Annotated in this window: 21 protein-coding genes and 3 pseudogenes; 15 read left to right on the top strand and 9 right to left on the bottom strand. The window is 70.9% G+C overall.

Annotation, left to right across the window (positions count from 1 at the left end):
- Positions 1-41 precede the first annotated feature (41 nt).
- Positions 42-1,067 (bottom strand): MBL fold metallo-hydrolase, encoded by a 1,026-nt coding sequence (locus tag R2B38_RS10805; protein WP_318021637.1) that lies wholly within the window; start codon positions 1,065-1,067, stop codon positions 42-44.
- Between the two features lie 125 nt (positions 1,068-1,192).
- Between R2B38_RS10805 and R2B38_RS10800 the strand changes: the two genes are divergently transcribed.
- Positions 1,193-2,650, top strand: a complete 1,458-nt coding sequence (locus tag R2B38_RS10800) for an aldehyde dehydrogenase (RefSeq protein WP_318016041.1) — start codon at positions 1,193-1,195, stop codon at positions 2,648-2,650.
- A 7-nt stretch (positions 2,651-2,657) separates the two neighbouring features.
- Complete coding sequence (locus tag R2B38_RS10795) at positions 2,658-2,891, top strand: ferredoxin (protein WP_318016040.1); 234 nt, start codon at positions 2,658-2,660, stop codon at positions 2,889-2,891.
- A gap of 10 nt (positions 2,892-2,901) precedes the next feature.
- Here the strand turns inward: R2B38_RS10795 and R2B38_RS10790 are convergent, their stop codons facing one another.
- Positions 2,902-6,126, bottom strand: coding sequence for an AfsR/SARP family transcriptional regulator (locus tag R2B38_RS10790; protein WP_318016039.1), 3,225 nt, complete (start codon positions 6,124-6,126; stop codon positions 2,902-2,904).
- Positions 6,127-6,360: 234 nt separating this feature from the next.
- Between R2B38_RS10790 and R2B38_RS10785 the strand changes: the two genes are divergently transcribed.
- Together R2B38_RS10785 and R2B38_RS10780 are read left to right on the top strand one after the other, a co-directional pair.
- Positions 6,361-6,735 carry a peptidase inhibitor family I36 protein gene (locus R2B38_RS10785; RefSeq protein WP_033281858.1) on the top strand — a complete coding sequence of 125 codons (375 nt, stop codon included), beginning with the start codon at positions 6,361-6,363 and terminating at the stop codon, positions 6,733-6,735.
- Positions 6,732-7,631: a hypothetical protein gene (locus R2B38_RS10780; protein WP_318016038.1), complete on the top strand. Its 900-nt coding sequence runs from the start codon at positions 6,732-6,734 to the stop codon at positions 7,629-7,631. The genes R2B38_RS10785 and R2B38_RS10780 overlap by 4 nt, the downstream gene beginning before the upstream one ends.
- Positions 7,632-7,671: 40 nt before the next feature.
- Here R2B38_RS10780 and R2B38_RS10775 read toward each other — a convergent pair whose 3' ends face one another.
- Positions 7,672-8,298 (bottom strand): TetR family transcriptional regulator, encoded by a 627-nt coding sequence (locus tag R2B38_RS10775; RefSeq protein WP_318016037.1) that lies wholly within the window; start codon positions 8,296-8,298, stop codon positions 7,672-7,674.
- A 210-nt stretch (positions 8,299-8,508) separates the two neighbouring features.
- Here R2B38_RS10775 and R2B38_RS10770 point away from each other — a divergent pair, with 210 nt between their 5' ends.
- The 3 genes from R2B38_RS10770 to R2B38_RS10760 are packed head-to-tail and all read left to right on the top strand — an operon-like array spanning position 8,509 to position 11,668.
- Entirely contained in the window at positions 8,509-9,876 is a 1,368-nt protein-coding gene (locus R2B38_RS10770; RefSeq protein ID WP_318016036.1) for a glycosyltransferase family 4 protein, read from the top strand.
- Positions 9,870-10,604, top strand: a complete 735-nt coding sequence (locus R2B38_RS10765) for a class I SAM-dependent methyltransferase (RefSeq protein WP_318016035.1) — start codon at positions 9,870-9,872, stop codon at positions 10,602-10,604. Before R2B38_RS10770 ends, R2B38_RS10765 begins: the two co-directional genes overlap by 7 nt.
- Positions 10,601-11,668 carry a prenyltransferase/squalene oxidase repeat-containing protein gene (locus R2B38_RS10760; protein WP_318016034.1) on the top strand — a complete coding sequence of 356 codons (1,068 nt, stop codon included), beginning with the start codon at positions 10,601-10,603 and terminating at the stop codon, positions 11,666-11,668. The genes R2B38_RS10765 and R2B38_RS10760 overlap by 4 nt, the downstream gene beginning before the upstream one ends.
- A 115-nt stretch (positions 11,669-11,783) precedes the next feature.
- On the opposite strand, the gene R2B38_RS10755 is transcribed toward R2B38_RS10760, so the two are convergent.
- Positions 11,784-12,074 carry a hypothetical protein gene (locus tag R2B38_RS10755; RefSeq protein ID WP_033281865.1) on the bottom strand — a complete coding sequence of 97 codons (291 nt, stop codon included), beginning with the start codon at positions 12,072-12,074 and terminating at the stop codon, positions 11,784-11,786.
- A gap of 127 nt (positions 12,075-12,201) precedes the next feature.
- Between R2B38_RS10755 and R2B38_RS10750 the strand changes: the two genes are divergently transcribed.
- Positions 12,202-12,777, top strand: a complete 576-nt coding sequence (locus R2B38_RS10750) for a hypothetical protein (protein ID WP_033281866.1) — start codon at positions 12,202-12,204, stop codon at positions 12,775-12,777.
- Positions 12,778-12,813: 36 nt separating this feature from the next.
- On the opposite strand, the gene R2B38_RS10745 is transcribed toward R2B38_RS10750, so the two are convergent.
- From R2B38_RS10745 to R2B38_RS10735, 3 genes are all read right to left on the bottom strand, one after another.
- Positions 12,814-13,818 carry an LLM class F420-dependent oxidoreductase gene (locus tag R2B38_RS10745; RefSeq protein ID WP_318016033.1) on the bottom strand — a complete coding sequence of 335 codons (1,005 nt, stop codon included), beginning with the start codon at positions 13,816-13,818 and terminating at the stop codon, positions 12,814-12,816.
- Positions 13,819-13,946: 128 nt separating this feature from the next.
- Positions 13,947-14,723, bottom strand: a complete 777-nt coding sequence (locus R2B38_RS10740) for a DUF5336 domain-containing protein (RefSeq protein WP_318016032.1) — start codon at positions 14,721-14,723, stop codon at positions 13,947-13,949.
- Positions 14,724-14,809: 86 nt separating this feature from the next.
- Positions 14,810-15,718: an N-acetylmuramoyl-L-alanine amidase gene (locus R2B38_RS10735; protein WP_318016031.1), complete on the bottom strand. Its 909-nt coding sequence runs from the start codon at positions 15,716-15,718 to the stop codon at positions 14,810-14,812.
- 119 nt (positions 15,719-15,837) lie between these two features.
- Here R2B38_RS10735 and R2B38_RS10730 point away from each other — a divergent pair.
- Positions 15,838-16,808: pseudogene (locus R2B38_RS10730) on the top strand (alpha/beta fold hydrolase).
- 3 nt (positions 16,809-16,811) lie between these two features.
- Here the strand turns inward: R2B38_RS10730 and R2B38_RS10725 are convergent.
- A pseudogene (locus tag R2B38_RS10725) lies at positions 16,812-17,461 on the bottom strand (class I SAM-dependent methyltransferase).
- A 99-nt stretch (positions 17,462-17,560) separates the two neighbouring features.
- Positions 17,561-19,294 (bottom strand): MFS transporter, encoded by a 1,734-nt coding sequence (locus tag R2B38_RS10720; protein WP_318016030.1) that lies wholly within the window; start codon positions 19,292-19,294, stop codon positions 17,561-17,563.
- A gap of 192 nt (positions 19,295-19,486) precedes the next feature.
- Between R2B38_RS10720 and R2B38_RS10715 the strand changes: the two are divergent.
- The 6 genes and pseudogenes from R2B38_RS10715 (at position 19,487) to R2B38_RS10690 (ending at position 25,939) form a co-directional block, all read left to right on the top strand.
- Positions 19,487-20,697 (top strand): annotated as a pseudogene (locus tag R2B38_RS10715) (lipid-transfer protein).
- Between the two features lie 64 nt (positions 20,698-20,761).
- Positions 20,762-22,354 carry an MFS transporter gene (locus R2B38_RS10710; protein ID WP_411978436.1) on the top strand — a complete coding sequence of 531 codons (1,593 nt, stop codon included), beginning with the start codon at positions 20,762-20,764 and terminating at the stop codon, positions 22,352-22,354.
- Between the two features lie 73 nt (positions 22,355-22,427).
- A complete protein-coding gene (locus R2B38_RS10705) occupies positions 22,428-22,976 on the top strand; it encodes a SigE family RNA polymerase sigma factor (RefSeq protein ID WP_318016028.1) in 549 nt (182 codons plus the stop codon).
- Positions 22,976-23,812 (top strand): hypothetical protein, encoded by an 837-nt coding sequence (locus R2B38_RS10700; protein ID WP_318016027.1) that lies wholly within the window; start codon positions 22,976-22,978, stop codon positions 23,810-23,812. Before R2B38_RS10705 ends, R2B38_RS10700 begins: the two co-directional genes overlap by 1 nt.
- Before the next feature lie 137 nt (positions 23,813-23,949).
- Positions 23,950-24,903 (top strand): GNAT family N-acetyltransferase, encoded by a 954-nt coding sequence (locus R2B38_RS10695; protein ID WP_318016026.1) that lies wholly within the window; start codon positions 23,950-23,952, stop codon positions 24,901-24,903.
- Between the two features lie 223 nt (positions 24,904-25,126).
- Complete coding sequence (locus tag R2B38_RS10690; protein ID WP_318016025.1) at positions 25,127-25,939, top strand: class I SAM-dependent methyltransferase; 813 nt, start codon at positions 25,127-25,129, stop codon at positions 25,937-25,939.
- The last annotated feature ends 3 nt before the right edge of the window (positions 25,940-25,942 follow it).

The following is a 25,942-nucleotide window of genomic DNA, read 5'->3' as shown; positions in this document are numbered from 1 at the left end:
CGGTCGTTGCTATCAGCCGCACCCCGCGCACGACGACCGAATTACACGGCCACGTACGTCACCGGCTCGGTTCCCGTCCGCTCCTCCGCCTGGCCCAGTTTGACCAGTCGGCGCAGGTGCGCCTCCGCCTCCGAGACCGCGATGTTCCGTGACTGGTACGGGATTTGGGACCAGGGGCGGTTCCACTCCATCCGCTCGGCGACCTGCCAGGGCGTGAGGGGTTCGGAGAGGAGGGAGAGGAGGTCGGCCAGGCGGTCCTCGTGGTGGGTGAGCAACTCCCTTACGCGCCCTGCCGCGTCGGTGAACGTGTGCTGGTGGGCCGGGAGCACCTCCGCCGCGCCCAGCCGGCCGATCCGCTCCAGCGAGTCGAGGTAGTCGCCGAGGGGATCGGGGAGCGTGTCGTCGTCCGGGTCCTCGTACAGGCCGATGTGCGGGGTGATCTCGGGGAGGAGGTGGTCGCCGGAGAACAGGCGTCCGTGGCCGGGGAGTTGGGCCGGGTGGTCCTCCTCCAGGTGCAGGCAGACGTGGCCCGGGGTGTGGCCCGGGGTCCAGATCGCGCGCAGTCGGCGCCCCGCCAGGTCGAGGAGTTCGCCAGGGACGATCTCGCGGTCGGGCAGGGCGGGGGCCAGGCCCGGCACGTTGCGCGGGCGGGCGGCGCGCAGGGGCGCGAGGTGCTCCTCGGGGGCACCGGCCGCAGTGAGCTTCGCGGTCATGTACGCCAGCCAGCGGCCCGGTTCGGTCGAACGGGCCCGCCGGACGATCGCCGTGTCCGCCGCGTGCATCGCGAGCCATGCCCCGGACGCCTCGCGCACCCGCCCGGACAGGCCGTGGTGGTCGGGGTGGTGGTGGGTGATGACCACGCCGTGGACCTCGCCGACCGACGTCCCGCAGGCCGCCAGGCCCTGGACCAGGGTGTCCCAGGAGGCCGGGTCGTCCCAGCCCGTGTCGACCAGGACCGGTCCGCGGTCGGTGTCGACGACGTAGACGAGCGTGGTCCCAAGTGGGTTGTCGGGGATGGGGACTTCGATGGAGCGGACGCCGCCGCCGTGGTCGTGGACCTGCCCCATGGACGTCATGGACTCCCCAATCGCCGCCTTCCGGCCACTATACGTGGACTCCATCGACCGGAACTGGTATTCAGTCTTCGTATCTGATGGATCGTCAGACAGCGGTACCGGGGAGGCAATCGGCCATGACCGAGCTCGTGGAACACCGACAGCTGTTCATCGGCGGGGAGTTGACCGATCCGCTGGGCACGGACGTCATCGAGGTGATCTCCCCGCACACCGAGGAGGTCATCGGCCGCGTCCCGCACGCGTCCACGGCCGACGTGGACCGGGCGGTGGCGGTGGCCCGCCGCGCCTTCGACGAGGGGCCCTGGCCGCGCATGACTCTCGACGAGCGGGTCGCGGTCGTCACCCGCATCAAGGACGCGATCGCCGCCCGGTACGAGGAGATCGGCCGCGTCATCTCCTCGGAGAACGGGTCGCCGTACTCCTGGAGCATCCTCGGGCAGGCGCTCGGCGCGATGATGGTGTGGGACGCGGCGATCACCGTCGCGAAGGACTTCACGTACGAGGAGCGCCGGGACGGAGTGCTCGGGCCGATCCTCGTACGCCGGGAGCCAGTTGGGGTGGTCGCGGCCGTAGTCCCATGGAACGTCCCGCAGTTCGTCGCCGCCGCCAAGCTCGCGCCCGCGCTGCTCACCGGCTGCACGGCGATCCTCAAGCCGTCGCCCGAATCGCCCCTGGACGCCTACCTGTTGGGCGAGATCACGAAGGAGGCGGGCCTGCCGGAGGGCGTCCTGTCCATCCTCCCCGCCGACCGCGAGGTCAGTGAGTACCTCGTCGGACACCCCGGCATCGACAAGGTCTCCTTCACCGGTTCGGTCCCGGCCGGCAAGCGCGTGATGGAGGTCGCGGCCCGCCATCTCACGCGCGTGACACTGGAGTTGGGCGGCAAGTCGGCCGCGATCGTCCTGCCCGACGCGGACCTCGCGACCGCCGTCCCCGGCATCGTCTCGGCCGCCTGGATGAACAACGGCCAGGCGTGCGTCGCCCAGACCCGCATCCTCGTACCCCGCTCGCGCTACGACGAGTTCGCGGACGCGTTCGCGACGGCGGCGAGCGCTCTCGTGGTCGGCGACCCGCTCGACCCGGCCACCCAGGTGGGCCCGTTGGTGGCCAAGCGCCAGCAGCAGCGCAACCTCGACTACATCCGCATCGGCCAGGAGGAGGGCGCCAAGATCCTTACGGGCGGCGGCCGTCCACCGGGCCTGGACCACGGCTGGTACGTCGAGCCGACCCTCTTCGGTGACGTCGACAACTCCATGCGCATAGCCCGCGAGGAGATCTTCGGCCCGGTCATCTGCCTCCTCCCGTACGGCGACGAGACGGAGGCCGTGAAGATCGCGAACGACTCCGACTACGGCCTCAGCGGCAGCGTCTGGACGGGAGACGTGGGGCACGGCATCGACATCGCCCGCCAGGTCCGCACCGGCACCTACAACGTCAACACCTTCAGCCTCGACATGCTCGGCCCGTTCGGCGGCTACAAGAACAGCGGCCTGGGGCGGGAGTTCGGGCCGGAGGGCTTCTCCGAGTTCCTCGAACACAAGATGATCCACCTCCCGGCCGGCTGGGAGGGGTGAGCAGGCGATGGGCGACCGCTGGCAGGTAGAGGTCGACCGCTCCATCTGCATCGGCTCGGCCCAGTGCGTCCACCAGGCCCCCGACCGCTTCCACCTCGACACGGCGATGCAGTCCCATCCGGCCGAACCGGAGACCGACGCCAACGAGAGGATCCTCGCGGCGGCGGAGGGGTGCCCGGTGGAGGCCATCATGATCACGCTGCTGGGGAGCGGGGAGCCGGTGTTCCCGCCGGAGGAGTGACGGCTCCGCTTCAGTCCCCGGGACCGGTGACCGTGGCCAGCCGCGCCTTCACGGTGTCGGCCTCCGGCATGCCGTGCTCGGTGTACAGGCTGAGCGCGCGCTCGTAGTGCCGGACGGCGGCGTCGGTGTCGTCACGCGCGACGTGCGCCTCGGCCAACCCGGCGTGGGCGCGGGCCTGTTGGCCCGGGTTGCCGATGTCCTCGGCGATGGTGAGGGCGTCGGTGTGGTGGGTGAGGGCGTCGGTGGGGCGGCCGGAGGCGCGGGCGGCCTCGCCCAGGCCGTTGAGGGCTCTGGCCTCGCCGTCGCGGTCGCCGTTCTGGGCGTAGAGGGCGAGCGCCTGGCGGTGGTACTCGGCGGCCTGCGCGTGCCGGTCGCGCAACGAGTGCACGATGCCGAGGCCGTGCAGCGCCCCGGCCTCGCCGTACCGGTCGCCGACCTCCCGCATCAGCGCGAGCGCCTGCTCCTGGTGCCGGGCGGCCTCGTCGAGCCGGTCGAGCCGGGTCTCGACCGTGCCGAGGTCCATGAGGGCGTGCGCCTCCAGGTAGCGGTTGCCGGTGCGGCGCAGCAGCGTCAGGGACTGCTGGAGGTGGTCGGCGGCCGGGCCGTAACGGCCCAACTGCCCCTCCACGTGGGCGAGGTTCTTCAGCGCGATCGACTCGCCCGAGGTGTCCTCGACGCTCCGGTACAGCAGCAGCGCCTGTTCCAGGTACTCGACGGCCGAGCGGAAACGGCCCAGGCGTTCGTCGACGAGGCCGAGGTTGGTCAGCGCGCGGGCCTGGCCGGTGGGGTCGTCGGCCTCGCGGAACCGGGTCAGCGCCTCCTGGAGGTGGCGGCGGGCCGGTTCGTGGTGGGCCAGTTGGTAGTGGGCGGTGCCGATGCCGAGCAGGGCGCGGGCTTCGGCCGCCGGGTCGTCGAGCAGGCGGGCGGCGTCGCGGGCGTGGCCGTGGATCGTGAGGCCGTCGGTGTGGTGGCCGCTGATGAGGTGGCGGTACAGGGTGAGGGAGAGCCGGATGGCGTGCGTGGGCCGGCCGTGGGCGGCGGTGTGCGCGGCCATCGCTGTCAGGCAGGTGCGCTCGGTCTCCAGCCAGGCGCGTGCCGCGTCCGGATCGGACAAGTCGGGGACGGGGGCCGGGGTTTCGGGCGCGGCGGGGCGCAAGTGGGCCTCGGCCGGGTGGAGTTGGTCCATCGCGGCGGCAGCGGTGGCGAGGTAGTGGTCGAAGAGCCGGTCCAGCGCGGCGTCGCGGTCCTCCGGGGAGTCCTGCGCGGAGGCGAGCTGGGCGGCGTAGGCGCGGAGGAGGTCGTGCATGCCGTAGCGAGAGGTGTGCGTGAGCCGGGTGCGGGTGGGGGCTTGCTGGAAGCCGGGGGTATTTCTCACCACCGTCTTGGGCTTTGACCGGTTAGAAATGTCCCCGGCTTCCCGAGGGGACAGGCCCGGGGACGTGCCGGTCGCTGCGGCTGCCGCGTCCGCGCGCTGGACGAGATGGGCGCGGGCGAGGACGTCGAGCGCACGGTGGGCGTCCGCCGGGGAACTACCGGTCAGCGCGGCGGCGGCGGACGCGTCGAGATCCGGGCCGGGGTGGAGGCCGAGCAGGCGGAAGGTACGGGCCGCTTCCCTGGGCAGCTGGCGCAGGGACCAGGAGAAGACCGTGACGACGGCGGCCCGGGGGTCGCCCTCCGCGTCCAGGAGGTACAAGCGGCGCTGCTGGTCGGCCAGTTCGGCGACGAGGTCGGTCAGCGGGGTGCCGGGGCGGGCGGCGGCGAGTTCCGCGGCGACCCGCAGGGCCAGCGGGAGACGGGCGCACTGGGCGGCCAGGGTGTCCACCGCCTCGGGTTCGGCCTCGGCGCGCGGACCGATGAGGCGGCGCAGGAGCGTGCGGGCCGCGTCGGCGGGCAGCAGGTCGAGGTCGAGACGCTGGGCGCCCTCCCGCGCGACCAGCCCGGCCAGGCTGTCCCGGCTGGTCACCAGCACCGCGCAGGAACCGGTGCCGGGCAGCAGCGGCCGGACCTGCTCCACGGTCGCCGCGTTGTCCAGCACGATCAGCATCCGCCGGTCCGCGACCTCGGTGCGGTAGCGCGCCGCCCGGTCGTCCGGCTCCGGCGGGATGTCCTGTTCCGGCACTCCGAGCGCGGTCAGGAACCGGATCAGCGTGTCGGGTGCGGTCATCGGACGGTCGGGGTCGTAGCCGCGCAGGTTCACATACAACTGGCCGTCCGGGAACCGGTCCCGGGCCCGGTGCGCCCAGTGCACCGCCAGGGCCGTCTTGCCCACGCCCGCGGTCCCGGACACCGCCGACACCACGACGGCGGTGGGCCGCTGCGCGCTCGCCCCCAGGACCTTCTCCAGCCGGGCCAGTTCCTCCTCGCGACCGGTGAACCCCGAGACATCCAGGGGAAGTTGAGCGGGTACGACGGCCTTGCCGCGCCCGGTGCCGGTGCCGGTGCCGGTTCTGGTCCCGGACGGCGGGCGCGGGGCGGACTTCCCACGCAGGAGCGCCTGGTATGCCCGCTGGGCCTCCGCCCCCGGGGTCGTGCCGAGTTCGTCGGACAGCCGCTTCCGCAGGGCGCCGTAGCAGGCGAGCGCCTCCGGAGCGCGCCCGGCGGCGTCCAGTGCCCGGATCAGCGCCACTGCGAGCGGCTCGATCAGCGGATGCTCGGCGACGAGGACGGACAGCGTATCGACCACCACCAGGTGCTCACCGACCCGGAGTTCGGCCTCCGCCCAGGCCAGCACCGCGTCGACGTACTGATGCAGCCAGCTCTCCCGGGTCCGCGCCGCCCACACCCCGGGCAGCCCGGCCAACGGCGTCCCCTGCCACAGCCCCATCGCCTCCCGCAGCGTCAACACCCGTGCCGCGTCGGACCCTTTGGTCCGGCGGGCCCGTGTGATCAGGCTCCGGAAGCGGTGGATGTCGACCAGGTCGGGCGCGAGGTCCAGCCGGTAGCCCGCCGGGCCGCGCACCAACTCCGGGGCGGGGGAGGGGACTTCGGCGTCGCCCCCCGAGGCCGTGGACGGCATGCCCGTATCGCCGTGGAGCCCCGGCCCCGTCTCCGCCAACACCCGGCGGATACGCGCGACATGGGCGTACAGCGTGCCGCGCACCTGCGCCGGCGGGTCCTCGCCCCACACCCGGTCGATGAGCGTCTCGGCCGGTACCCAGCGGCCCGCGTCCACCAGCAGGGCCGCCAGGACCGTGCGCCGCTTCGCGGGGCCCAGGTCGACCGGACGGCCCGCCACCCATAACTCCACGGGCCCCAGCAGCCGAAATCCCCTCACACCCGTCTCCACAGCCCCACCCCACGCGCTTCACAGGTTCTCCACCGCGCACCCAACCACCTGCCCACCTGCGGGACAAGGTTTTCGCAAGGTCCACAGCCACCTCCCTCCGCCACCTTGGGCACGGCAACTCGCCCGCACCACGGACGACCTGGTCCCGTGGGCGGCACCCCGAGTGATGGAGGAACACAGAGAATGAAGCGGATCCTGGCCAAGGCCGGCATCGCCCTGGGAAGCGTGGCCCTGGCCACCACCGGCGCGTTCATCACCGCCGCACCCGCGAACGCGGCACTGTCGGACTGCCCCTCCGGGGGACTGTGCGCCTACCTCGGCGTCAACGGCTCGGGCGACCCCGGCGTGGTCTACGGCGACAACACGAACCTGCTCCAGTACAACAAGTTCAACAACGCCGAGTCGCTGTACAACAACGGCAACAGCTGCAACGTCCGGATCTACTCGGGCACGGGCTACACGGGGTCCAGCTACATCCTCGCCAAGGGCTACTACAACGGCTCGCTGGCGAACACCGTGTACTGGCACAACGTCGCCTCCAACGACTGGTGCGTGTGAGCACAACCACGGCGCGGCGGACACTGCTCACGGTGCTCCTTGTGCTGACCGCGGCCGGCTGCTCCCACGGGGGTGAGCAGCCGGCCCGCGGGCCCGCGGCACTCGACGTCCGTCCCCTGTCGGGCGCCACCGCGTCCACGTACGCCGACGCCGTACGCCTGCACGACCGCGAGGAAGAAGCCGTCGCCGCCTGCATGAGCGCCCGCGGCCAGACCTACACGGCACAGCCCCGCACCGCCTCCGCACGCGGCGAGGAGACCAACCCCTACGGCCTGCTCACCGTCCGCAAGGCGATCCAGGACGGCTACGGCATCGTCGGCGAGTACCTCTACCAGCGGTCCACCCCCGTCCCCGCGAGCGAACCCCACCAGGCCGCCTGGCAACGGGCGTTGACCGGCACCCCGGCCCACCGGGTGAGCCTGCGCCTGCCCGACGGCGTCGACCTCGCCTACTCCACCGACGGTTGCGTCGCCCGGGCCCGCACCGAGCTCTACGGCGCGGACTGGAACACGGTGGAACCCGTCACCGTAGGCCTGGCGAACCGTGTCCTCGGGGCCGTGGAGAAGGACCCCGACTACCGCTCCGCCGTACGCCGTTGGTCCTCCTGCATGACCAAGGCGGGGCACCCGGCGAAGGACCTCCAGGCGCCCCGCGAGGCCGTCAACTCCCGCCTGCGGAAGGCCGCTTCGGACGAGACGGCGCTGCGCGCGCTCGGCAACGACGAGATCCGCACCGCCCGCGCGGACGCGGAGTGCCAGACGGACACGGGACTGTCCGAAGCCGTCCGGGACGTCCAACGGGCGGTCGAGAAGCGGCTGTTGACGGCGGCCGACCGGAAGACCGTGGCGCGTTACGTGGCGGACCGGCGCACGGCGCTGGCCTCCGCCACCGCATGAGCCACCGGAGCTGACCGGGCCGGAGCCCGGGTGGGGGGAGTCATCGGTCCCCGCCCGGCTCCGTGAGATCGATCAACCGGCACACCGTCTCGATGTCGATCTTCACCTGGGCGATCGACGCCCGCCCCGAGAGCCAGGTGATCAGCGCCGAGTGCCAGGTGTGCTCGATGACCCGGACCGCCGACAGCTGCTCGGGCGTGGGGTGTTCGAGGCCCATCGCGTCCAGGATGATCACCGTGGTCTGCCGCGACACCTGATCGACCTCGGGGGAGACACTGCGGTCCGCGAAGGTCAGCGCGCGGACCATCGCGTCGGCGAGATGCGGCTCGCGCTGGAGTGCGCGGAAGGCCCGCATCAGGGTCTCCGCGACCCGCTCGGCCGCCGTGTCACCGCCCGGCGGCTTCTTCCGCAGCGTGCCGTGCATGTGCTCCAACTGGTCCTGCATCGTGGCGACCAGGAGATGCACCTTGGACGGGAAGTACCGGTACAGCGTGCCGAGCGCGACCTGCGAGGACTCCGCGACCTCCCGCATCTGCACCGCGTCGAACCCGCCCCGGCTGGCCAGCTGCGCGCTCGCGTGCAGGATGCGGCGGCGCCGGGCCTCCTGCCGCTCGGTGAGGGGCGGCGAGGTCCGCGCAGTGGCTTCGGGCTTGGCTTGCGCTGGCATGGCTCCCGATCCGTGACTGTCGGTGAGGGCGGGTGATCACACCGATCATGGCAGGGCCTCGGCCGTGGTGTGAATCACCTGATCCACTTCTCACAGCGCCCGTACCGGCCGGTAGATTCAGAACCTCCTGGACGATCAAGTCTGAAACTTGTTCTAGATTAGCGTCCCGGCGTAATCTCGCGGGACAGTGCAGGGAGAAGGGGGCTCAGAGTGACCGCTGAGGCCAGTCAGGCGGGTCCCCAGGAGGACCTGGCAGCCGACGGCGAGCGACCGCTCCGTATCGCACTCCTCACCTATAAGGGGAACCCGTTCTGCGGGGGCCAGGGCGTCTACGTCCGCCACCTCTCCCGCGAGCTGGCCCGCCTCGGCCACCGCGTCGAGGTCATCGGCTCACAGCCCTACCCCGTCCTCGACGAGGGCTACGACGGCATCTCCCTGACCGAGCTGCCCTCGCTCGACCTCTACCGCTCGCCGGACCCCTTCCGCACCCCGAAGCGCGACGAGTACCGCGACTGGATCGACGCCCTCGAAGTGGCGACGATGTGGACCGGCGGCTTCCCCGAGCCCCTCACGTTCTCGCTCCGCGCCCGCCGCCATCTCCGCGCCAGGCAGGGCGAGTTCGACATCGTGCACGACAACCAGACGCTGGGGTACGGGTTGTTGGGGGATGTCGGCGCCCCGCTCGTCACCACGATCCACCACCCCATCACCGTGGACCGGCAGTTGGAGCTGGACGCGGCAGAGAACTGGCGCCAGCGCATGTCCAAGCGCCGCTGGTACTCCTTCACGCAGATGCAGAAGCGCGTCGCCCGCCGCCTGCCCACCGTGCTCACCGTCTCCGGTACCTCGCGCCAGGAGATCATCGACCACCTCGGCGTCCGCGACGATCGCATCCACGTCGTCCACATCGGCGCCGACACCGACCTGTTCTCCCCGGACCCGGCGGTCGGGCAGGTGCCGGGCCGGATCGTGACGACGTCCAGCGCGGACGTCCCCCTCAAGGGCCTCGTGTTCCTGGTCGAGGCCCTCGCGAAGGTCCGCACGGAACACCCCGACGCGCACCTGATCGTCGTAGGAAAGCGCCCCACCGAGGGCCCGGTCGCCCAGTCCGTCGAGCGCTACGGCCTCGAAGGCGCCGTCGACTTCGTGAAGGGCATCTCGGACGCCGAGTTGGTCGACCTGGTCCGCTCGGCGGAGGTCGCCTGCGTGCCCTCGCTGTACGAGGGCTTCTCCCTCCCGGCGGCGGAGGCGATGGCCACGGGCACGCCCCTCGTCGCCACGACCGGCGGGGCGATCCCGGAGGTCGCCGGACGCGACGGCGAGACCTGCCTGGCGGTACCGCCGGGGGACCCGGGCGCGCTCGCGACCGCCCTGAACCGACTCCTCGCCGACCCGGCGCTCCGGGCCCGCCTCGGCGCGGCGGGCCGCGAACGCGTCCTGGCCCGCTTCACCTGGGCGAAGGCGGCCGAGGGCACGGTGGCCCGCTACCGCGAGGCGATCCCCGGCCGTACGACTTCTCCCTCCCCCTCTCCGACCAGTGTTACCGGCGTCTCTTCCGAAAGCAGGGCCACGTGCTGACCGTCGACTTCTCCCGGTTCCCGCTCGCCCCTGGCGACCGTGTCCTGGACCTCGGGTGCGGTGCCGGGCGGCACGCGTTCGAGTGTTATCGGCGAGGGGCACAGGTCGTCGCCCTCGACCAGAACGCCGAGGAGATCCGAGAGGTCGCCAAGTGGTTCGCGGCGATGAAGGAGGCCGGCGAGGCCCCCGCCGGAGCCACGGCGACCGCGATGGAGGGTGACGCGCTCCAACTCCCCTTCCCCGACGAGTCGTTCGACGTCGTGATCATCTCCGAGGTCATGGAGCACATCCCCGACGACAAGGGCGTGCTCGCCGAGATGGTCCGGGTGCTGAAGCCCGGCGGCCGGATCGCCATCACCGTCCCGCGCTACGGCCCCGAGAAGATCTGCTGGGCCCTGTCCGACGCCTACCACGAGGTCGAGGGCGGCCACATCCGCATCTACAAGGCGGACGAACTCCTCGCCAAGATCCGCGAGGCCGGCCTCAAGCCGTACGGCACGCACCACGCGCACGGGCTGCACTCGCCGTACTGGTGGCTGAAGTGCGCGTTCGGCGTGGACAACGACAAGGCGCTGCCGGTGCAGGCGTACCACAAGCTCCTGGTCTGGGACATCATGAAGAAACCCCTCGCCACCCGGGTCGCCGAACAGGCGCTGAACCCGCTGATCGGCAAGAGCTTCGTGGCCTACGCGACCAAGCCGCACCTTCCCCTGGCGGAAGCCAAGTGACCACTCCCCGGACAGAGCACCTCGTCCTGCCCGGGGTCCTCACCGCGGAGCAGGCCGCCGCGACCGTCGCGGGCATCCTCGCCGTGCAGCGGGAGGACGGGGCGATCCCGTGGTTCCGGGGCCATCACCTCGACCCGTGGGACCACACCGAGGCCGCGATGGCGCTGGACGCGGCGGGGGAGCACGAGGCGGCGGAGCGGGCGTACAACTGGCTTGCGCGGCACCAGAACGAGGACGGGTCGTGGTTCGCCGCCTACGCCGACGGTGACGCGCGGGACGTGACCGACCGGGGGCGTGAGACCAACTTCGTCGCCTACATAGCCGTAGGCGTGTGGCATCACTACCTCGCGACCGGTGACGACACGTTCCTGGACCGGCTGTGGCCGAACGTCTTCGCCGCGGTCGAGTTCGTGCTGCGGCTTCAGCAGCCGGGCGGGCAGATCGGGTGGAAGCGGGAGGACGACGGTACGGACACGGTGGACGCGCTGCTGACCGGTTCCTCGTCGATCCACCAGGCGTTGCGGTGTGCGCTCGCCATCGCCGAACAGCGTGAAGAGCCGCAGCCCGACTGGGAGTTGGCGGTCGGGGCGCTGCGGCACGCCATCCGGCGGCATCCTGAACGGTTCCTGGACAAGGACCGGTACTCGATGGACTGGTACTACCCGGTGCTGGGTGGTGCGTTGACCGGTGTGGAGGCCAAGTCCCGGGTGGAGGAGGGCTGGAGCCGGTTCGTCGTGCCGGGTCTTGGGGTGCGGTGTGTCGTTCCCAACCCGTGGGTGACCGGTGGGGAGTCGGCTGAACTCGCCCTGGCGCTCTGGGTGTTGGGGGAGTCCGACCGGGCGTTGGAGATTCTCCAGTCCATTCAGCATCTGCGTGATTCTGAGAGCGGGCTGTACTGGACCGGGTATGTCTTCGACGACGATGCGGTGTGGCCGCGGGAGTTGACCACGTGGACTGCGGGGTCGTTGCTGCTTGCGGTGGCTGCGTTGGGTGGGCATGACGCGACGTGTGCGGTGTTTGGCGCGGAGCACTTGCCGTTGGGGCTGGATCCGGATTGTTGTTAGGCGCGGGCCCGGTGGGGGCTGGTCGCGCAGTTCCCCGCGCCCCTAAAAAACCCCGGTGCTCGTAGGCTTTTAAGGGGCGCGGGGCACTGCGCGACCAACCCCCACCGGCCGGTGCTTAACGGTGGACCTTGTTGGCGATCGCATGCCCGATGAACAGGTACACCACCGCAGCCAGACCGTAGCCGCAAATCACGCGCGCCCACGCCTCGTCGAAGGTGAACAGGTCGCGGGACCAGCCGGCGAGCCAGTTGGCCGAGCGGTGGACGAACTGCACGAGGTCGTTCGCGCGGTTGGCGTCCAACAGGTACATCAGAATCCAGAGGGCCAGGATGAGGGCCATGATGTCGGCGATGATCACGATGACGTTGCCGACCGAATTCGAACCGCGTCGGTAGTAGGGGGACATGCCAAGCGGATTGCCGCTTCCGGTCGGATGAAACCCGAACGGTCCCGCCGGGTGGCGCGCGCGCCCGAGCCGGGTGAGGCTGCCGGGGTAAGGACACCCACTCGGGGAGAACACCCCGGAGGACCTCGTGCCCGTACCGATACGGCGCCTCTTCGTGGCGCTCACTCTGTGCTGCGCCCTGCTCGCCGGTGCCACGGCCTGCGGCAGCGCCACCGATGACGCCACGCAGGACACCGCGGCCGTCGTGGCCGCGGCAGCCGCCGCGACCCCGAGCCCCAGTACCTCCGCCGAACGGCAGAAGTTCGCCAAGACCCGTTTCGTCGCGAACGCGGGCCTCGCCGCCGGTGCCACCTACCAGTGGATCGTGAAGCCCTGGAAGGCGGGCAAGTTCAAGAAGGGCGCGAGCGGACGCCGCTTCGCGCTCGTCAAGGCGGGTCTCGCGGGCGCGTTCGCGTACAACCGGCTCAAGGCGGCCACGAAGAACGCCAAGGGTGACCCCACGCTCGCCAAGGCGGTGGCCCCGCTCACCGCCGGCATCGACTCCCTGAAGGACCTGCCGTCCAAGCTCCGCAAGGGCGACTCGACCGATGCCACGGCGGGTTCGTTCGACGACATCATCAACAAGGTCAAGGACGCCGGGAAGAGTGCCGGCGCCGAGGTGACCGACAAGGTGCCGTCGGCGGGCCAACTGGCGGGCGGCTGACGGTGAGTTGAGCGGCTCCTGGGGCTTCGGCTCTGTCTAGGAGTTCAGCTCCGCCAGCACCCGCAGCGTGTGTGGGTCGGGCGCGAGGGCCAGGAGATCCGTCACCGGGCCCTTGCGCCACAACTCCAGCCGTTCCGCGATGCGTTCACGCGGCCCGACGAGCGAGATCTCGTCGGCGAACGCGTCCGGCACGGCGAGCACGGCCTCCTCCCGGCGGCCGGCGAGGAACAACTCCTGTATCCGCCGGGCGTGTTCCTCGTACCCCATGCGTGCCATCAGGTCGGCGTGGAAGTTCCGGGCCGCGTGCCCCATCCCGCCGATGTAGAAGCCGAGCATCATCTTCACGGGGAGCAGGCCTTCGGCCACGTCGTCGCAGACCTTCACCTGCGTCATGGGCGCGACGAGGAACCCGTCCCGGAAGGCGGTCGTGCCGTAGACCTCCGGCCGACTCGGCGACCAGTACAACGGCAGCCACCCGTCCGCGATCGCCGCCGTCTGCGCCACGTTCTTCGGCCCCTCCGCGCCCAGCAGCACCGGCAGGTCCGAACGGAGCGGGTGGGTAATGGACTTGAGGGCTTTGCCGAGTCCCGTACCGTCCTCCCCCCGGTACGGATGCGCGTGGAACCGCCCGTCCATCTCGACCGGCGCCTCCCGCCGTAGCACCTGCCGTACGACCTCGACGTACTCCCGGGTCGCGGTGAGCGGCGACTTGGGGAACGGACGCCCGTACCACCCCTCCACCACCTGCGGCCCCGACAGCCCGAGCCCGAGAAGCACGCGCCCGCCGGAGAGATGGTCGAGGGTGAGCGCGTGCATCGCGGTGGTGGTCGGCGAGCGGGCCGCCATCTGCGCAACGGCCGTGCCCAGCTTGATCGTTGAGGTCCGCGCCGCGATCCAGGTCAGCGGGGTGAAAGCGTCGGACCCCCACGACTCGGCCGTCCACACGGAGTCGTACCCGAGCCGCTCGGCCTCCTGGGCCAGCGGCACATGGTCGGCGGAGGGCCCGCGCCCCCAGTACCCGAGTGCGAGACCGAGCCGCATATCGCCTCCAGAGACACCGATCTGACGGTACGTCAGCCAATCGATCGACGGCTGCGACTGTACGACAACGGCCCCCCACCCGGAAGGGCGAGGGGCCGCGGCCGAAGCGGTCGAAGCCGGCGGGAGACTCAGCCGCGCTGGATCCCCGAGGTGTCCTGCAGGACGCCACGACGGCCGTCCTGGGTCTGCGCGACGAGCGCCGGACCACGCTGCTCCACGGCCAAGTACCAGGTACCCGGCGCCAGTTCGGCGATCGGCGACGGCGAACCGTCCTCCGCGAACAGCGGCCGGGCCACCGGCACCGCGAACCAGAACGGCGAGAAGTCCCCGGCCGGAGCGGGCGCCGGAGCGGGCTGCCCGAACGGCTGCGCGGTCTGCGCCTGCTGCGGCGGAGTGCCGTACGACGGCTGCGGCGCACCGGCGCCCGGGTAGCCGTAACCACCGGGCGGCTGGGCGCCGTAGGGCTGCGGGGCGACGGGCTTGGGGGCCGGGATGAGGGCGGCCTGGAGGGCGGGGACGAGAGGCGTCGCGATGGCGCCGCCCGCCATGACGAGGGCGGCGATGAAGCCGAGGATGAGGCCGGCACCGGCGCTGACGTTGTCGCCGACGTCCACCAGCGTCCAGAACAGGGCCCACGCGGTGAGGACCGTGAACGCCACGCCGACTGTCCCGAGGTCCAGGCCCACGATCTTGCGCGGCTGCGGCAGGCAACGGTTGACGACGACGAGAGCGGCACCGATGACGCCGCCCATGTAGGTGCCGAGGCCGTTACCGAGGCTCGTCCACGCGGTGATGTCCAGGTCGATCCCGTTGGCCGTGTAGAACTTGAGGAACGACGCGATGAAGAGCAATACCGCTGCTCCGATCACCACGCCGTCGCCTCGTGTGAGGGAGCGGATATTCACTTCAGGTCCTTCGTAGGTCGTCTCGTCGTCGGTTGACCCTATCGTCCACCCTGTCTGGGTGTCCGCCCGGATCAGCCCACTGATCGCTACCCGCGCAGGAAACTCACGATTCCCTCAGAGATTCCCTGCGCCGCCTTCTGTCGCCAGGCGCCGTTCGTCAGCAGTGCGGCATCATTGCTATCGCGCATGTTGCCGCACTCGATGAACACCTTGGGAACCGTTGACAGATTGAGACCGCCCAGGTCCTTACGCGTGACGAGACCGGTGCCTTCGCCGATGTAATTGGAGAACTGTTCGCCCGTCGCGCGACGGTAATCGCCCGCGATGCCCTTCCCGAGGACGGCGGAAGGGCCGACGATGGCGCGGGTGTCGGCGCCGCCCGCGTGGACCGAGGCCGGCAGGATCACATGGAAACCCCGGTCGCCGGCCGGTGCGCCGTCGGCGTGGATGGAGATCGCGGCGTCCGCGTGCGCGTCGTTCCCGATCTTGGCCCGCTGATCGACGCACGGCCCCCAGGCCGGCGAGTCCCCGTCGTGCGTCAACTTCACCGTGACGCCCTGCTTCTCGAGGATCGCCTTCAGCCGGTGCGACACGTCCATCGTGAACTGGGCTTCCGAGTAACCCGCGTTGGTCGACGTCCCGGTGGTGTCGCACTCCTTCCAGTTCGTGCCGATGTCCACCTTGCGGTTGATCTCGGCGCTGTGCTGGAAGTTGGTGACGTTGTGCCCCGGGTCGATGACAACGACCTTGCCCTTGAGGGGACTTGGCCCCGGCGGCTTGTCGTCGTTGGACGCGGTGCCCGTGGGGGACACGGGTGCGCCGGCCGACGTGGGCGATGTGTGGGCCGAGGCGTTGTCCCCCGGGCTGCCCACCGCCTCGTAGACGAACCACCCGATGAGCGCCCCCGGGACCAGCGCGGCCAGCGCCACGGTCAGGGGCCCACGACGGGGACGGCGGGGCTGCGGAGGATCGAAGTCCGGACCTACGTACGACACGGGAGCCACCCTAGCCGCCGCACAGGTCGGGTTTGCTGAACCGGCAACAGGAGTCGCGCGCCGCTCCGCCCCGGACGGAGGATCGACGGACCAGCCCCCGTCCCGGAGGACTCACGACCATGCTCAAGGAAGCCGTCCACCGACTTGTCCCCGCCCCGCGGGCCGCATCCACCTGGTGGAACAGGGCACCGGCCCCCTGATCCTCCTGGTGCACGGCTTCCCGGAGTCCTGGTACTCCTGGCGCCACCAGCTCCCGGCACTGGCCGCGGCGGGGTACCGCGCGGTCGCCGTGGACGTACGCGGCTACGGCCGCTCCTCGCGCCCCGAGGACGTGTCGGCGTACCGGATGCTCGACCTGGTCGAGGACGCCGTGGCGGTCGTGCACGCGCTCGGCGAACGGTCGGCGGTGATCGTCGGCCACGACTGGGGAGCGGGCATCGCGGCGAACTCCGCCCTCCTCCGCCCGGACGTCTTCCGAGCCGTAGGACTGCTGAGCGTCCCTTACGCGCCCCGCGGCGGCCCGCGCCCCAGCGAGATCTTCGCGGGGATGGGCGGGGACGAGGAGTTCTACGTCTCGTACTTCCAGGAGCAGGGCCGCGCGGAGTCGGAGATCGAACCGGACGTACGCGGCTGGCTGGCGGGTTTCTACGCCGCGTTCTCCGCCGACACGATGCCCGCGCCCGGCACCCCCGACCCGCACTTCGCCAGCCGGGACGGCGGCACCCTGCGCGACCGCTTCCCGACGAAGCGCCCCGCGTGGCTGGGCGAGGCCGAACTGGACGTCTACGCGGGCGAGTTCGAGCGCACGGGCCTGACCACCGCCCTGAACCGCTACCGCAACATGGACCGGGACTGGGAGGACCTGACGGCCTACGACGGGGCCCCGATCACCCAGCCGTCCCTGTTCCTGGGCGGCTCCCTGGACGCGTCCACCACCTGGCTGTCCGACGCGATCGCCGCGTATCCGGTGACCCTGCCGGGCCTGCGCGGCTCGCACATCCTGGAGGGCTGCGGCCACTGGATCCAGCAGGAGCGCCCGGCGGAGGTCAACCAGCACCTGCTCAACTGGCTGGCAGACCTGCCGAGTTGACCTTCAGATCCCGGTACCGGTACGCCGCAGGACACGGAGGGAGTCGGTCGCCGACACCTCCGTGAACGCGCCGGACTCCAGCGCCCGCAGATACACCCGGTACGGCGCCTGCCCGGTGAACTCGTCCTCGACGACCGGGAACACGTCATGGATGACCAGCAGCCCGCCCTCGGCGACATGGGGCGCCCAGCCCTCGTAGTCCCCGTTCGCGTGCTCGTCGGTGTGGCCGCCGTCGATGAAGACGAGGCCGAGGGGGGTGCCCCAGATACGGGCTACCTGCGGCGACCGCCCGACGAGCGCGACCACATGCTCCTCCAGCCCCGCCTTGTGCAGGGTCCTGCGGAAGGTGGGCAGCGTATCCATCAGCCCGATCTCCGGGTCGACGGTCTCCGGGTCGTGAAAGTCCCAGCCCGGCTGCTGCTCCTCGCTACCCCGGTGATGATCCAGGGTGAGCACGGTGACCCCGGCCTCACGGGCAGCATCGGCAAGGAGGATCGTCGAACGCCCGCAGTACGTCCCGACTTCGAGAAGCGGAAGGCCCAGCCCCCGGCTTCTACGGCGGCACCGTACAGGGCAAGCCCTTCACCGACCGGCATGAACCCCTTCGCCGCCTCGAACGCGGCAAGGATCTCGGGCTTGGGTGCCGCTGGCATGCGGTTCCTCTCGACAGAGCTACGGTGACGCTGTTGCTTTTAGGGGCGCGGGGAACTGCGCGACCAGCCCCCACACACCCGCACCCAACAAACTACCGACTACGCGCTAACGGTCTCACCGGGCAGAGCGAGATCCAGGTCCACCGAGACCTCATCCCCACCGTGCGTCGCAGACGAGGCAAGCGGCCCATGCCCCACCGCCCGCGCCGCCACCACATACGCCCCCTGAGCCGGTACAGCGAGCACGTAACTCCCGTCCTCCTCGGACAGTGTCGCCCCAGCCTGCCGCCCACGCCGGTCGATCAACGTGACCTTGGCCCGAGCCACAGGAACCCCGTCCGCACTCAACACCCGCCCCCGGAACCCCCGAAGAACCTCCTCGGCCAGCTCAAGGTTGGCCTCCTCCTCGCTGCTGAAGTTCAACTGCGGAGCCCGGTTCGGCTTGGGAAGGAACAGCGCCATCAACAGGCCGACAGCAACCGCACCCGTAGCGATCAGGAACGACACGTGGAACCCGTGCATCGTCGGGATCGCAACCCCGCCCACATGGTTCGCGGTGTTGGCCAGCACCATCCCGATCACGGCGCTGGAGACGGACGTACCGATGGACCGCATAAGGGTGTTGAGCCCATTCGCCGCACCGGTCTCCGACGCCGGCACCGCCCCCACGATCAACGCGGGAAGCGACGAGTACGCGAGCCCGATCCCCGCACCGAGGACGACGGCGATGACCAGGGACTGCCAGGCCGCACTCATGAGGCCGAGCCCCGCGCCGTAGCCGATACCGATGATCAGCATGCCGAGGATCAGGGTGACCTTGGGCCCGTACTTCGCCGACAGACGGGCGTACACGGGCGCCGTGAACATCATCGTCAGGCCGAGCGGGGCGACCAGCAGACCGGCGGTGACCATCGACTGCCCGAGACCGTAGCCCGTGGACTTCGGCAGCTGGAGGAGCTGGGGCAGGACGAGGGAGACGACGTAGAAGGAGACGCCGACCATGATCGAGGCGAGGTTGGTGAAGAGGACCGCCGGACGGGCGGTGGTGCGCAGGTCGACCAGCGGGGCCTTCAGGCGCAGCTCCATCACGCCCCACAGGAGCAGGACGACGGCGGCCGCGGCGAACAGGCCGAGCGTCGTGCCGGATGTCCAGCCCCAGTCGCTGCCCTTGGTGATGGGGAGGAGGAAGAGGACGAGACCGGCGGAGAGACCGATCGCGCCGAGCACGTCGAACGTGCCCTCGGCTCGCATCGGGGACTCCGGTACGACGAGGAGGGTGAGGCCGATCGCGAGGACACCGAGGCCGGCGGCGCCGTAGAAGAGGGCGTGCCAGTCGGCGTGCTGGGCGACGAGCGCCGCGGCGGGCAGCGCGAGGCCGCCGCCGACGCCGATCGAGGAACTCATCAGGGCCATCGCCGAGCCGAGCTTCTCGCGGGGCAGCATGTCGCGCATCAGGCCGATACCGAGGGGTATCGCGCCCATCGCGAAGCCCTGGAGCGTACGGCCCGCGATCATCGTGAGCAGGTCGCTGGTGAGGGCGCTGACCAGGGCGCCCACGACCATGATGGCCAGGCTGGTGATCAGCATCCGGCGCTTGCCGTAGAGGTCGCCGAGGCGGCCCATGATCGGCGTGGCGACGGCTCCGGAGAGGAGGGTCGAGGTCAGGACCCAGGTGGCGTTGCTGGGCTCGGTGCTCAGCAGCTGCGGCAGGTCCTTGATGACCGGGACGAGCAGGGTCTGCATCACCGCGACAACGATGCCCGCGAAGGCGAGCACCGGCACGACGGCGCCGGACGGCCTCCGTGCGGGCTGGTCGGTCGACGTGTGCGTCATGAAGTGAGGCCTCCAGGCCTGAGAGGGGGTGGAGCCGGTTGATCCGTGCGGGATAAGTGCACGGTAAACCTCGTATGCACGGGCAACTATTCCGATGCTTCGGCGTACTAACGAATCCTTGACCGTCCCATGAATATCTGACCCGACGTCAGCTCTGGTCATTCACTGGAACGTGTTCTAATCTCGCCCGCCATGAAGGCCTATGTCGCAGGCGTCGGGATGACGAGGTTCGAGAAGCCCGAGACCCGGGAGTGGCAGTACTGGGACATGGTCCGCGAGGCGGGGAACGCGGCCCTCGCGGACGCCGGGATCTCCTACGCCGACGTAGAACAGGTTCCTATCGGCTACTGCTTCCAGCCCTCGACCGCCGGCCAGCGCGCCGCCTATGAACTAGGTCTCACCGGCATCCCCGTCTACAACGTCAACAACAACTGCGCCACCGGCTCGACCGCGCTGATGCTCGCCCGGCAACTGGTCGAGGGCGGGGCGGCGGACTGCGTGCTGGCGCTGGGCTTCGAGAAGATGAAGCGGGGCGCGCTGGGCGGGGGAGCGGACGGCGGGGACTTCTCCACGTCCCCCGTCGCCCGGCACTACGGCGTCATGGCCGCCCGCCACGGCTTCGAGATGACCCCGCCCACCGCCCAGATCTTCGGCGACGCGGCCCGCGAACACATGGAGAAGTACGGGACCACCGAGGCTCAGCTCGCCGCCGTCGCCGCCAAGAACCACCGGCACTCCGCGCACAACCCGTACGCCCAGTTCCAGGACGTGTACGACGTCGACGACATCCTCGCGGCCCGGGTCGTCCACCACCCGCTCACGAAACTCCAGTGCTCGCCGACGTCGGACGGGGCGGCTGCGGCGGTCGTGGTCTCCGAACGCTGGGCGGAGCAGCGGGAGTTGGGTGCGGGGGCGGGTGCGGGTGCGGGCCCGCTCGTCGAGATCGTCGCCCAGGCGATGACCACCGACACCGAGGACTCCTTCGCCTCCGGCTCCTGCATCGACGTCGTCGGGCAGCCCATGTCCCGGGCCGCCGCCCGCCAGGTCTACGAACGGTCCGGACTCGGCATCGACGACGTGGACGTCGTAGAACTGCACGACTGCTTCTCGATCAACGAGCTGCTGACGTACGAGGCGCTCGGCATGTGCGAGCCCGGGGAGTCCGGGAAGCTCGTCGAGTCCGGGGGACGACGTACGGCGGGCGGTGGGTGGTGAACCCGTCCGGCGGGCTGATCTCCAAGGGGCATCCGCTGGGGGCCACCGGGATCGCCCAAGTCGCCGAACTGGTCTGGCAGTTGAGGGGGACGGCGGGGGAGCGGCAGGTGCCGGGGGCCGGGGTGGGGCTCGCGCACAACATCGGGCTGGGCGGCGCGGCCGTGGTGACCTTGCTGCGGGCGGCGTAGGTCCTACGGCGGTGGTACGGCTGAGGCGAAATGCCGATGCCAGGAGCGTGGGCCGGTTGAGAGGATGACCACCATGCCCCGAGCCGCTGACGTCTCCCGAATATCCCGCCTGTTCCCCCGCGGCGCCGCACCGCCCGCCTGGCTGGTCGTGGCGCTCGCGTGCGCCGGGCAGTTCCTCGTCGTGCTCGACGTGTCCGTCGTCAACGTGGCGCTGCCGTCGATGCGGGCCGACCTGGGGATGAGCGCGTCCGGGCTGCAGTGGGTGGTCAACGCGTACGCCATCGCCTTCGCCGGGTTCATGCTGCTGGGCGGACGGGCCGGTGACCTCTACGGCCGCAAGCGGATGTTCCTCGTCGGGCTCGCGCTGTTCACCCTGGCCTCGCTGTGCGGCGGACTGGCCCAGGACGGCTGGCAGTTGCTGCTCGCCCGGGCCGTGCAGGGACTGGGGGCCGCGGTGCTGGCGCCCTCGACGCTGACCATCGTCACCTCGGCGGTCGCGGAGGGCGCGGCCCGCGCCCGGGCCATCGCCACCTGGACGGCGGTCGGCGCGGGCGGCGGGGCCGCGGGCGGACTCGTCGGCGGGGTCCTCGTGGACACCCTGAGCTGGCGGTGGGTGCTCCTCATCAACGTGCCCGTCGGCGCCGTCGTCCTCCTCAGCTCCCTGCGTTGGCTCCCGGAGAGCCGGGCCGGGGACCGGCGGCGGCTCGACCTGCCCGGCGCCGTCCTGGTCACGGCGGGGCTCGGCGTGCTGGCGTACGGCATCTCGCAGACCGAGGCCGAGGGCTGGACGGCCGCGGCCACCCTCGTGCCGCTGGCCGCCGGACTCGCGCTGATCGCGCTCTTCCTCGTCGTCGAGGCGCGTACGGCGGCTCCGCTGATGCCGCTCGGGCTGTTCCGGGCACGGGCGGTGTCGTCGGCGAACGCGGCGATGTTCCTGTCGGGCTCCGCGATGTTCTGCATGTGGTTCTTCATGACCCTGTACGCGCAGAACGTGCTCGGGTACAGCCCGCTGGAGGCGGGGCTCGCGCTGGTGCCGAGTTCGCTGGCGGTCCTCCTCGGCTCCAAGTCGGCGCCCCGTTTCATGCCGGTGCTCGGCGCGCGCAACGTGGCCGTGATCGGGACGCTGCTCGCGGCGGTGGGTTTCGGCTGGCAGTCCCTGATGACGGTGAGAGGGGACTACCTGACCGAGATCATGTTCCCCGGAATCCTGATGATGCTGGGCGCGGGCCTGACCGCTACCCCGCTCGCCGCGCTCGCCACGTCGGGGGCCGCGCCGGGAGAGGCCGGGCTGGTCTCCGGGCTGATCAACACCTCGCGCACGATGGGGGGTTCGCTGGGGCTCGCCGTGATGTCGACGATCGCCGCGGCACGTACGGAGCGGGCGGCGGGCGGCGGTGCGGGGACGCTGCGGGCGCTGACGGAGGGGTACGCGCTGGCGTTCCGGACGGGGGCGGGGGTGCTGCTCGGCGGGGTGGTGCTGATGGTGGTGTGGCTGCCTTGGGGGAAGGGGGCGGGACCTGCCGCGGCGCGGGTGAGTGCGAGCGCGGACGGGGAGGTCTTGGTGGACGCGGAGGATGCGGAAGGGGTGGCGGGTGCGGTGGGCGTGGACCCGGCGGTGGCCTCGGACGGCGCGGCTTCCACGCGTTTCGAGAAGTGAGGCAATGGTCTTTGAGAGGTGAGGCAACGGTTCGGGCGGCTCATGGACTCCTTTAACCATCTAGGAGGTGCCCATGGGGGATCGCAAGCAGGCTCGGGAGGCTCGGGATGACGGGTTCCAGAGCTTTGTCATCGGCCGCTGGCCGCGGCTGATGCGGACGGCATTTCTTCTGACGGGGGAGCAGCACGCCGCGGAGGATCTGGTCCAGTCGACGCTCGAACAGACCTTTGTGGCCTGGCGCAAGGTCGGCTCGGCCGACGATCCGGAGGCGTACGTACGGCGCGTGATGATCAACGCGCACGCACGCAAACACCGCAGACGGCTCAAGGAGTACCTCGCGCCCAAGGACGACTCGGGCCTGGTGCGCGAGATCGCCGACACCGGTGACCGCATCGCCCAGGCCGACGACCGCAGCGCGCTGTTGCAGGCACTGGCCCAACTGCCGCCCAGGCAGCGGGAAGCGGTGGTGCTGAGGTACTGGGAGGACCTGACCGAGACACAGACGGCCCAGGCGATGGGCTGCTCGGTCGGCGCGGTGAAGAGCAACGCGGCCAAGGGGATCGCGAAACTCCGCGCCATACCGGGACTCGCCGAGACGGTGACGCAGGGAGGGCGGAAGTGATGAGCGCGGACCGGGAGACGAACCAGACCATGACGGACAGAGACATCGCCCTCCTGCTGGCCGACGCCGCGGACGAGGTCGAGATCGGTATAGCCCCCTACCAGGCGGTGATCCGCGGCGGCCGCCGGCGCCGGGCCCGCCGCTGGGCACTCGCCACGGCGGCGGCCCTGGTGATCGTCGGCGGGTCGGGCACACTCGCGCTGGCCGGGCTGCGCGACGGGAACGGGGTCGAGGTGTCACCGGCGGTGAAGCAGGAGTCGACCGCGCCGCTGACTCCGGAGGAGCGGAATGTGTACGAGCCGCAGGGGACCGTGATCGGCATCGGCGAGATCGGCGACAAGGAGTGGCAGGTCACCGTCGACGTGTGGGGCGCCCCGCGCACCGAGGGGGAGGCCTGGGCCCAGTTCCAGCGCATGAAGGCGTTCGGCGAGGTGCCGGTGGGGGTGGACGCGGGCAAGACGTCCCAACTGGTCGGCAAGTACTCGTACTTCACCCGCCGGACCATCGGGGACGGCAAGGAGTCCACCCTCACGCAGAACTCGGTCGACACGAAGGACACGATGGCGGGCACCGACCTCGATTCGGTCGCGCTCTCCCTGGACCCGAAGCACACCACCCCGCAGCGCCTGGTGATGGGTCAGGTCGCCAGGACCGCCCAGGAGGTCACGTGCACCTGGAAGGACGGCAGCTCGACCGTCGCTCGCAGGGTCGCGGCGGGCGCGGACGTCAACAGCGACGAATCGGCGATCCGGCCGGTGGCCGGCGATTCGGCGGACTGGTTCGTGTGCGTCGGGCCGGAGGGGACGACGTTCGACTCGGTGAAGGTGACGAAGTAGCGCGGCTGCGGGTGAACTGGCGCTGAGGCAGGGCGGGTTGGCCCTGAGGGTGCGGGTGTCGTGACCCGCGGCGGTGGAGGTCGGCGGCCCGGAAAACGGCTCGCCGACCTCGCGGGGCCCTGACACAGTGACCCACCATGACGAACGTCGAGCTGGTCACCGCCGCGGATCTGCGGCTCATGCAAGGGCTCGCGCAGCGTGTCACCGCCGTCCGCCCGGAGCTGGTGAAAGCCGAAGCGATGTTCGGCGAACTGGCCTGGAACTGGGGCAAGGGCCGCGCCGAGGACGACACGGGCCGACCGCGTCGGCTGTGGCTCTTTGACGGGGAGCTGGTGGCGTGGGGCTGGGCCACTCTTCCGCACCGGATGCGGCGGAACGACGGTTCGGTGAAGGACGTCACCGAGGCCTGCCTCACGTACCAGGTCCACCCCGACCACGCCGGGCTGATCGACGAGGTGATCGACTGGTACGACGCTACGGCGGCGGGCATCGAGCGGACGGTGATGCCCAGCGCAGCGGACGGGTTCGCCCTGACCCGATGGGCGGCGCACGGCTACGAGAGCGACTCGGCCGCGCTCGGCGAAACCGGCTCCTGGACCCAGCTGAACGAGCGGGACCTGACGGATGTGGAACACCCGGTTCTCCCAGCGGGGTTCCGGTTCCGCACCGCCGACGAGGCCGGCCCCGAGGCCGCGGTCCGGGCCCATCTCGACGCCTGGTCCCCCTCGGCCTACACGGCCGAGAGCTACGAGAGCGTCCGGCGGACACCGGGCTACCGCGGCGACCTGCACATCCTGGTGGAGGCACCGGACGGCACGATGGCCTCCTCGACGATCATGTGGCTCGACGAGGCGAACAGGTCGGCCGAGTTCGAGCCGGTCGGGACGCATCCGGAGTACCGGCGCCGGGGGTTGGCCAGGGCCATGCTCCTGCACGGGATGCACCGGGCGCGGGCAGCCGGGGCCACGCATGCGACGGTCGCGTGTCTGGGCGCCCCGGGGCATCCCCGGGCACGCGGGCTGTACTTCGGCCTCGGGTTCCGGGAGCTGTCGCGGGACGCACCGCTTGTGAGGGCCGGGGGCGTGGGCTGAGTTCTCGAAAAGTGTGGCGGGCGTGGCCGGGACTGCCGTCCTGGTGGCTCTTGGGCGGGGTGCCGGCGTGGTTTCACCGCGCCGCTGGGGTGGTGCCCTTTCGGCGTCGACTCCCGCCCGGTACAGGGGAGTTGACGGGGTTCGGGCGAGCGTCCCGGATGCTTGCCGACCTCGGCTTCCGGTCTGTTCGCTCCTACGATCGGCGCATCGGAGAGGGGGCCGGATGGACCGGACGGATCGGCACCAGCACGGGCGGGACATACGTACGGTCGACGATGTACTCCGGCTCCTGGACGGGCTGTTCGCGCCGGAGGCCGACCGTTGGAGTTCGCGGGGTGCCTCTTGGTGGGACGGGTTCTACGCCGACCGTGACAAGCCGGTGCCGTTCTTCGTGGAGAAGCCGGACGAGAACCTGGTCGGGTATGTCGAGCGGGGGCTGATAGGCGGGGGTGGGGGTGGTCGTGCCCTGGACCTGGGGTGTGGTCCGGGGCGCAACGCGCTTCAACTCGCCGCGTGGGGCTTCGAGGTGGACGGGGTGGATCTGTCGCCTACGGCTGTCGCGTGGGCGGAGGAGCGGGCACGGGAGTGGGAGCGGGTTGGAGAGGCGGGGGTGGGGGGAGGGGAGGGGGAGGGCCCCCAGGTTCGCTTTCACTGCGGGGACGCCTTCGCCCTCGCCGGAACCCAGCTCCCCGGCCCCTACGACCTCGTCTACGACTCCGGCTGTTTCCACCACCTGCCCCCGCACCGGCGCGTCAGCTACCTCGCCCTGCTGGACCAGGTCCTCGCCCCCGGCGGGCATTTCGCGCTCACGTGCTTCGCCGCCGGCGGCATGGGTTCCGAGCTGCCCGACGCCGAGCTCTACCGCGGCTCCGGGCTTCAGGGCGGGTTGGCCTACACCCCGGATGAACTGCGCTGGATATTCGGGGAGTTGGAGGTGGTCGAGCTGCGCCGGATGCGCGACGAACCGGACGCCTCGCCGTGCTTCGGGGAGGACTTCCTCTGGACGGCGTTGTTCCGCCGAGCCCCCGAAGCGTAACGA

Source organism: Streptomyces sp. N50 (assembly GCF_033335955.1).
GTDB lineage: Bacteria > Actinomycetota > Actinomycetes > Streptomycetales > Streptomycetaceae > Streptomyces.
The sequence above is the reverse complement of the archived record's forward strand: the minus strand, read 5'-3'. Positions and strand labels throughout refer to the sequence as shown.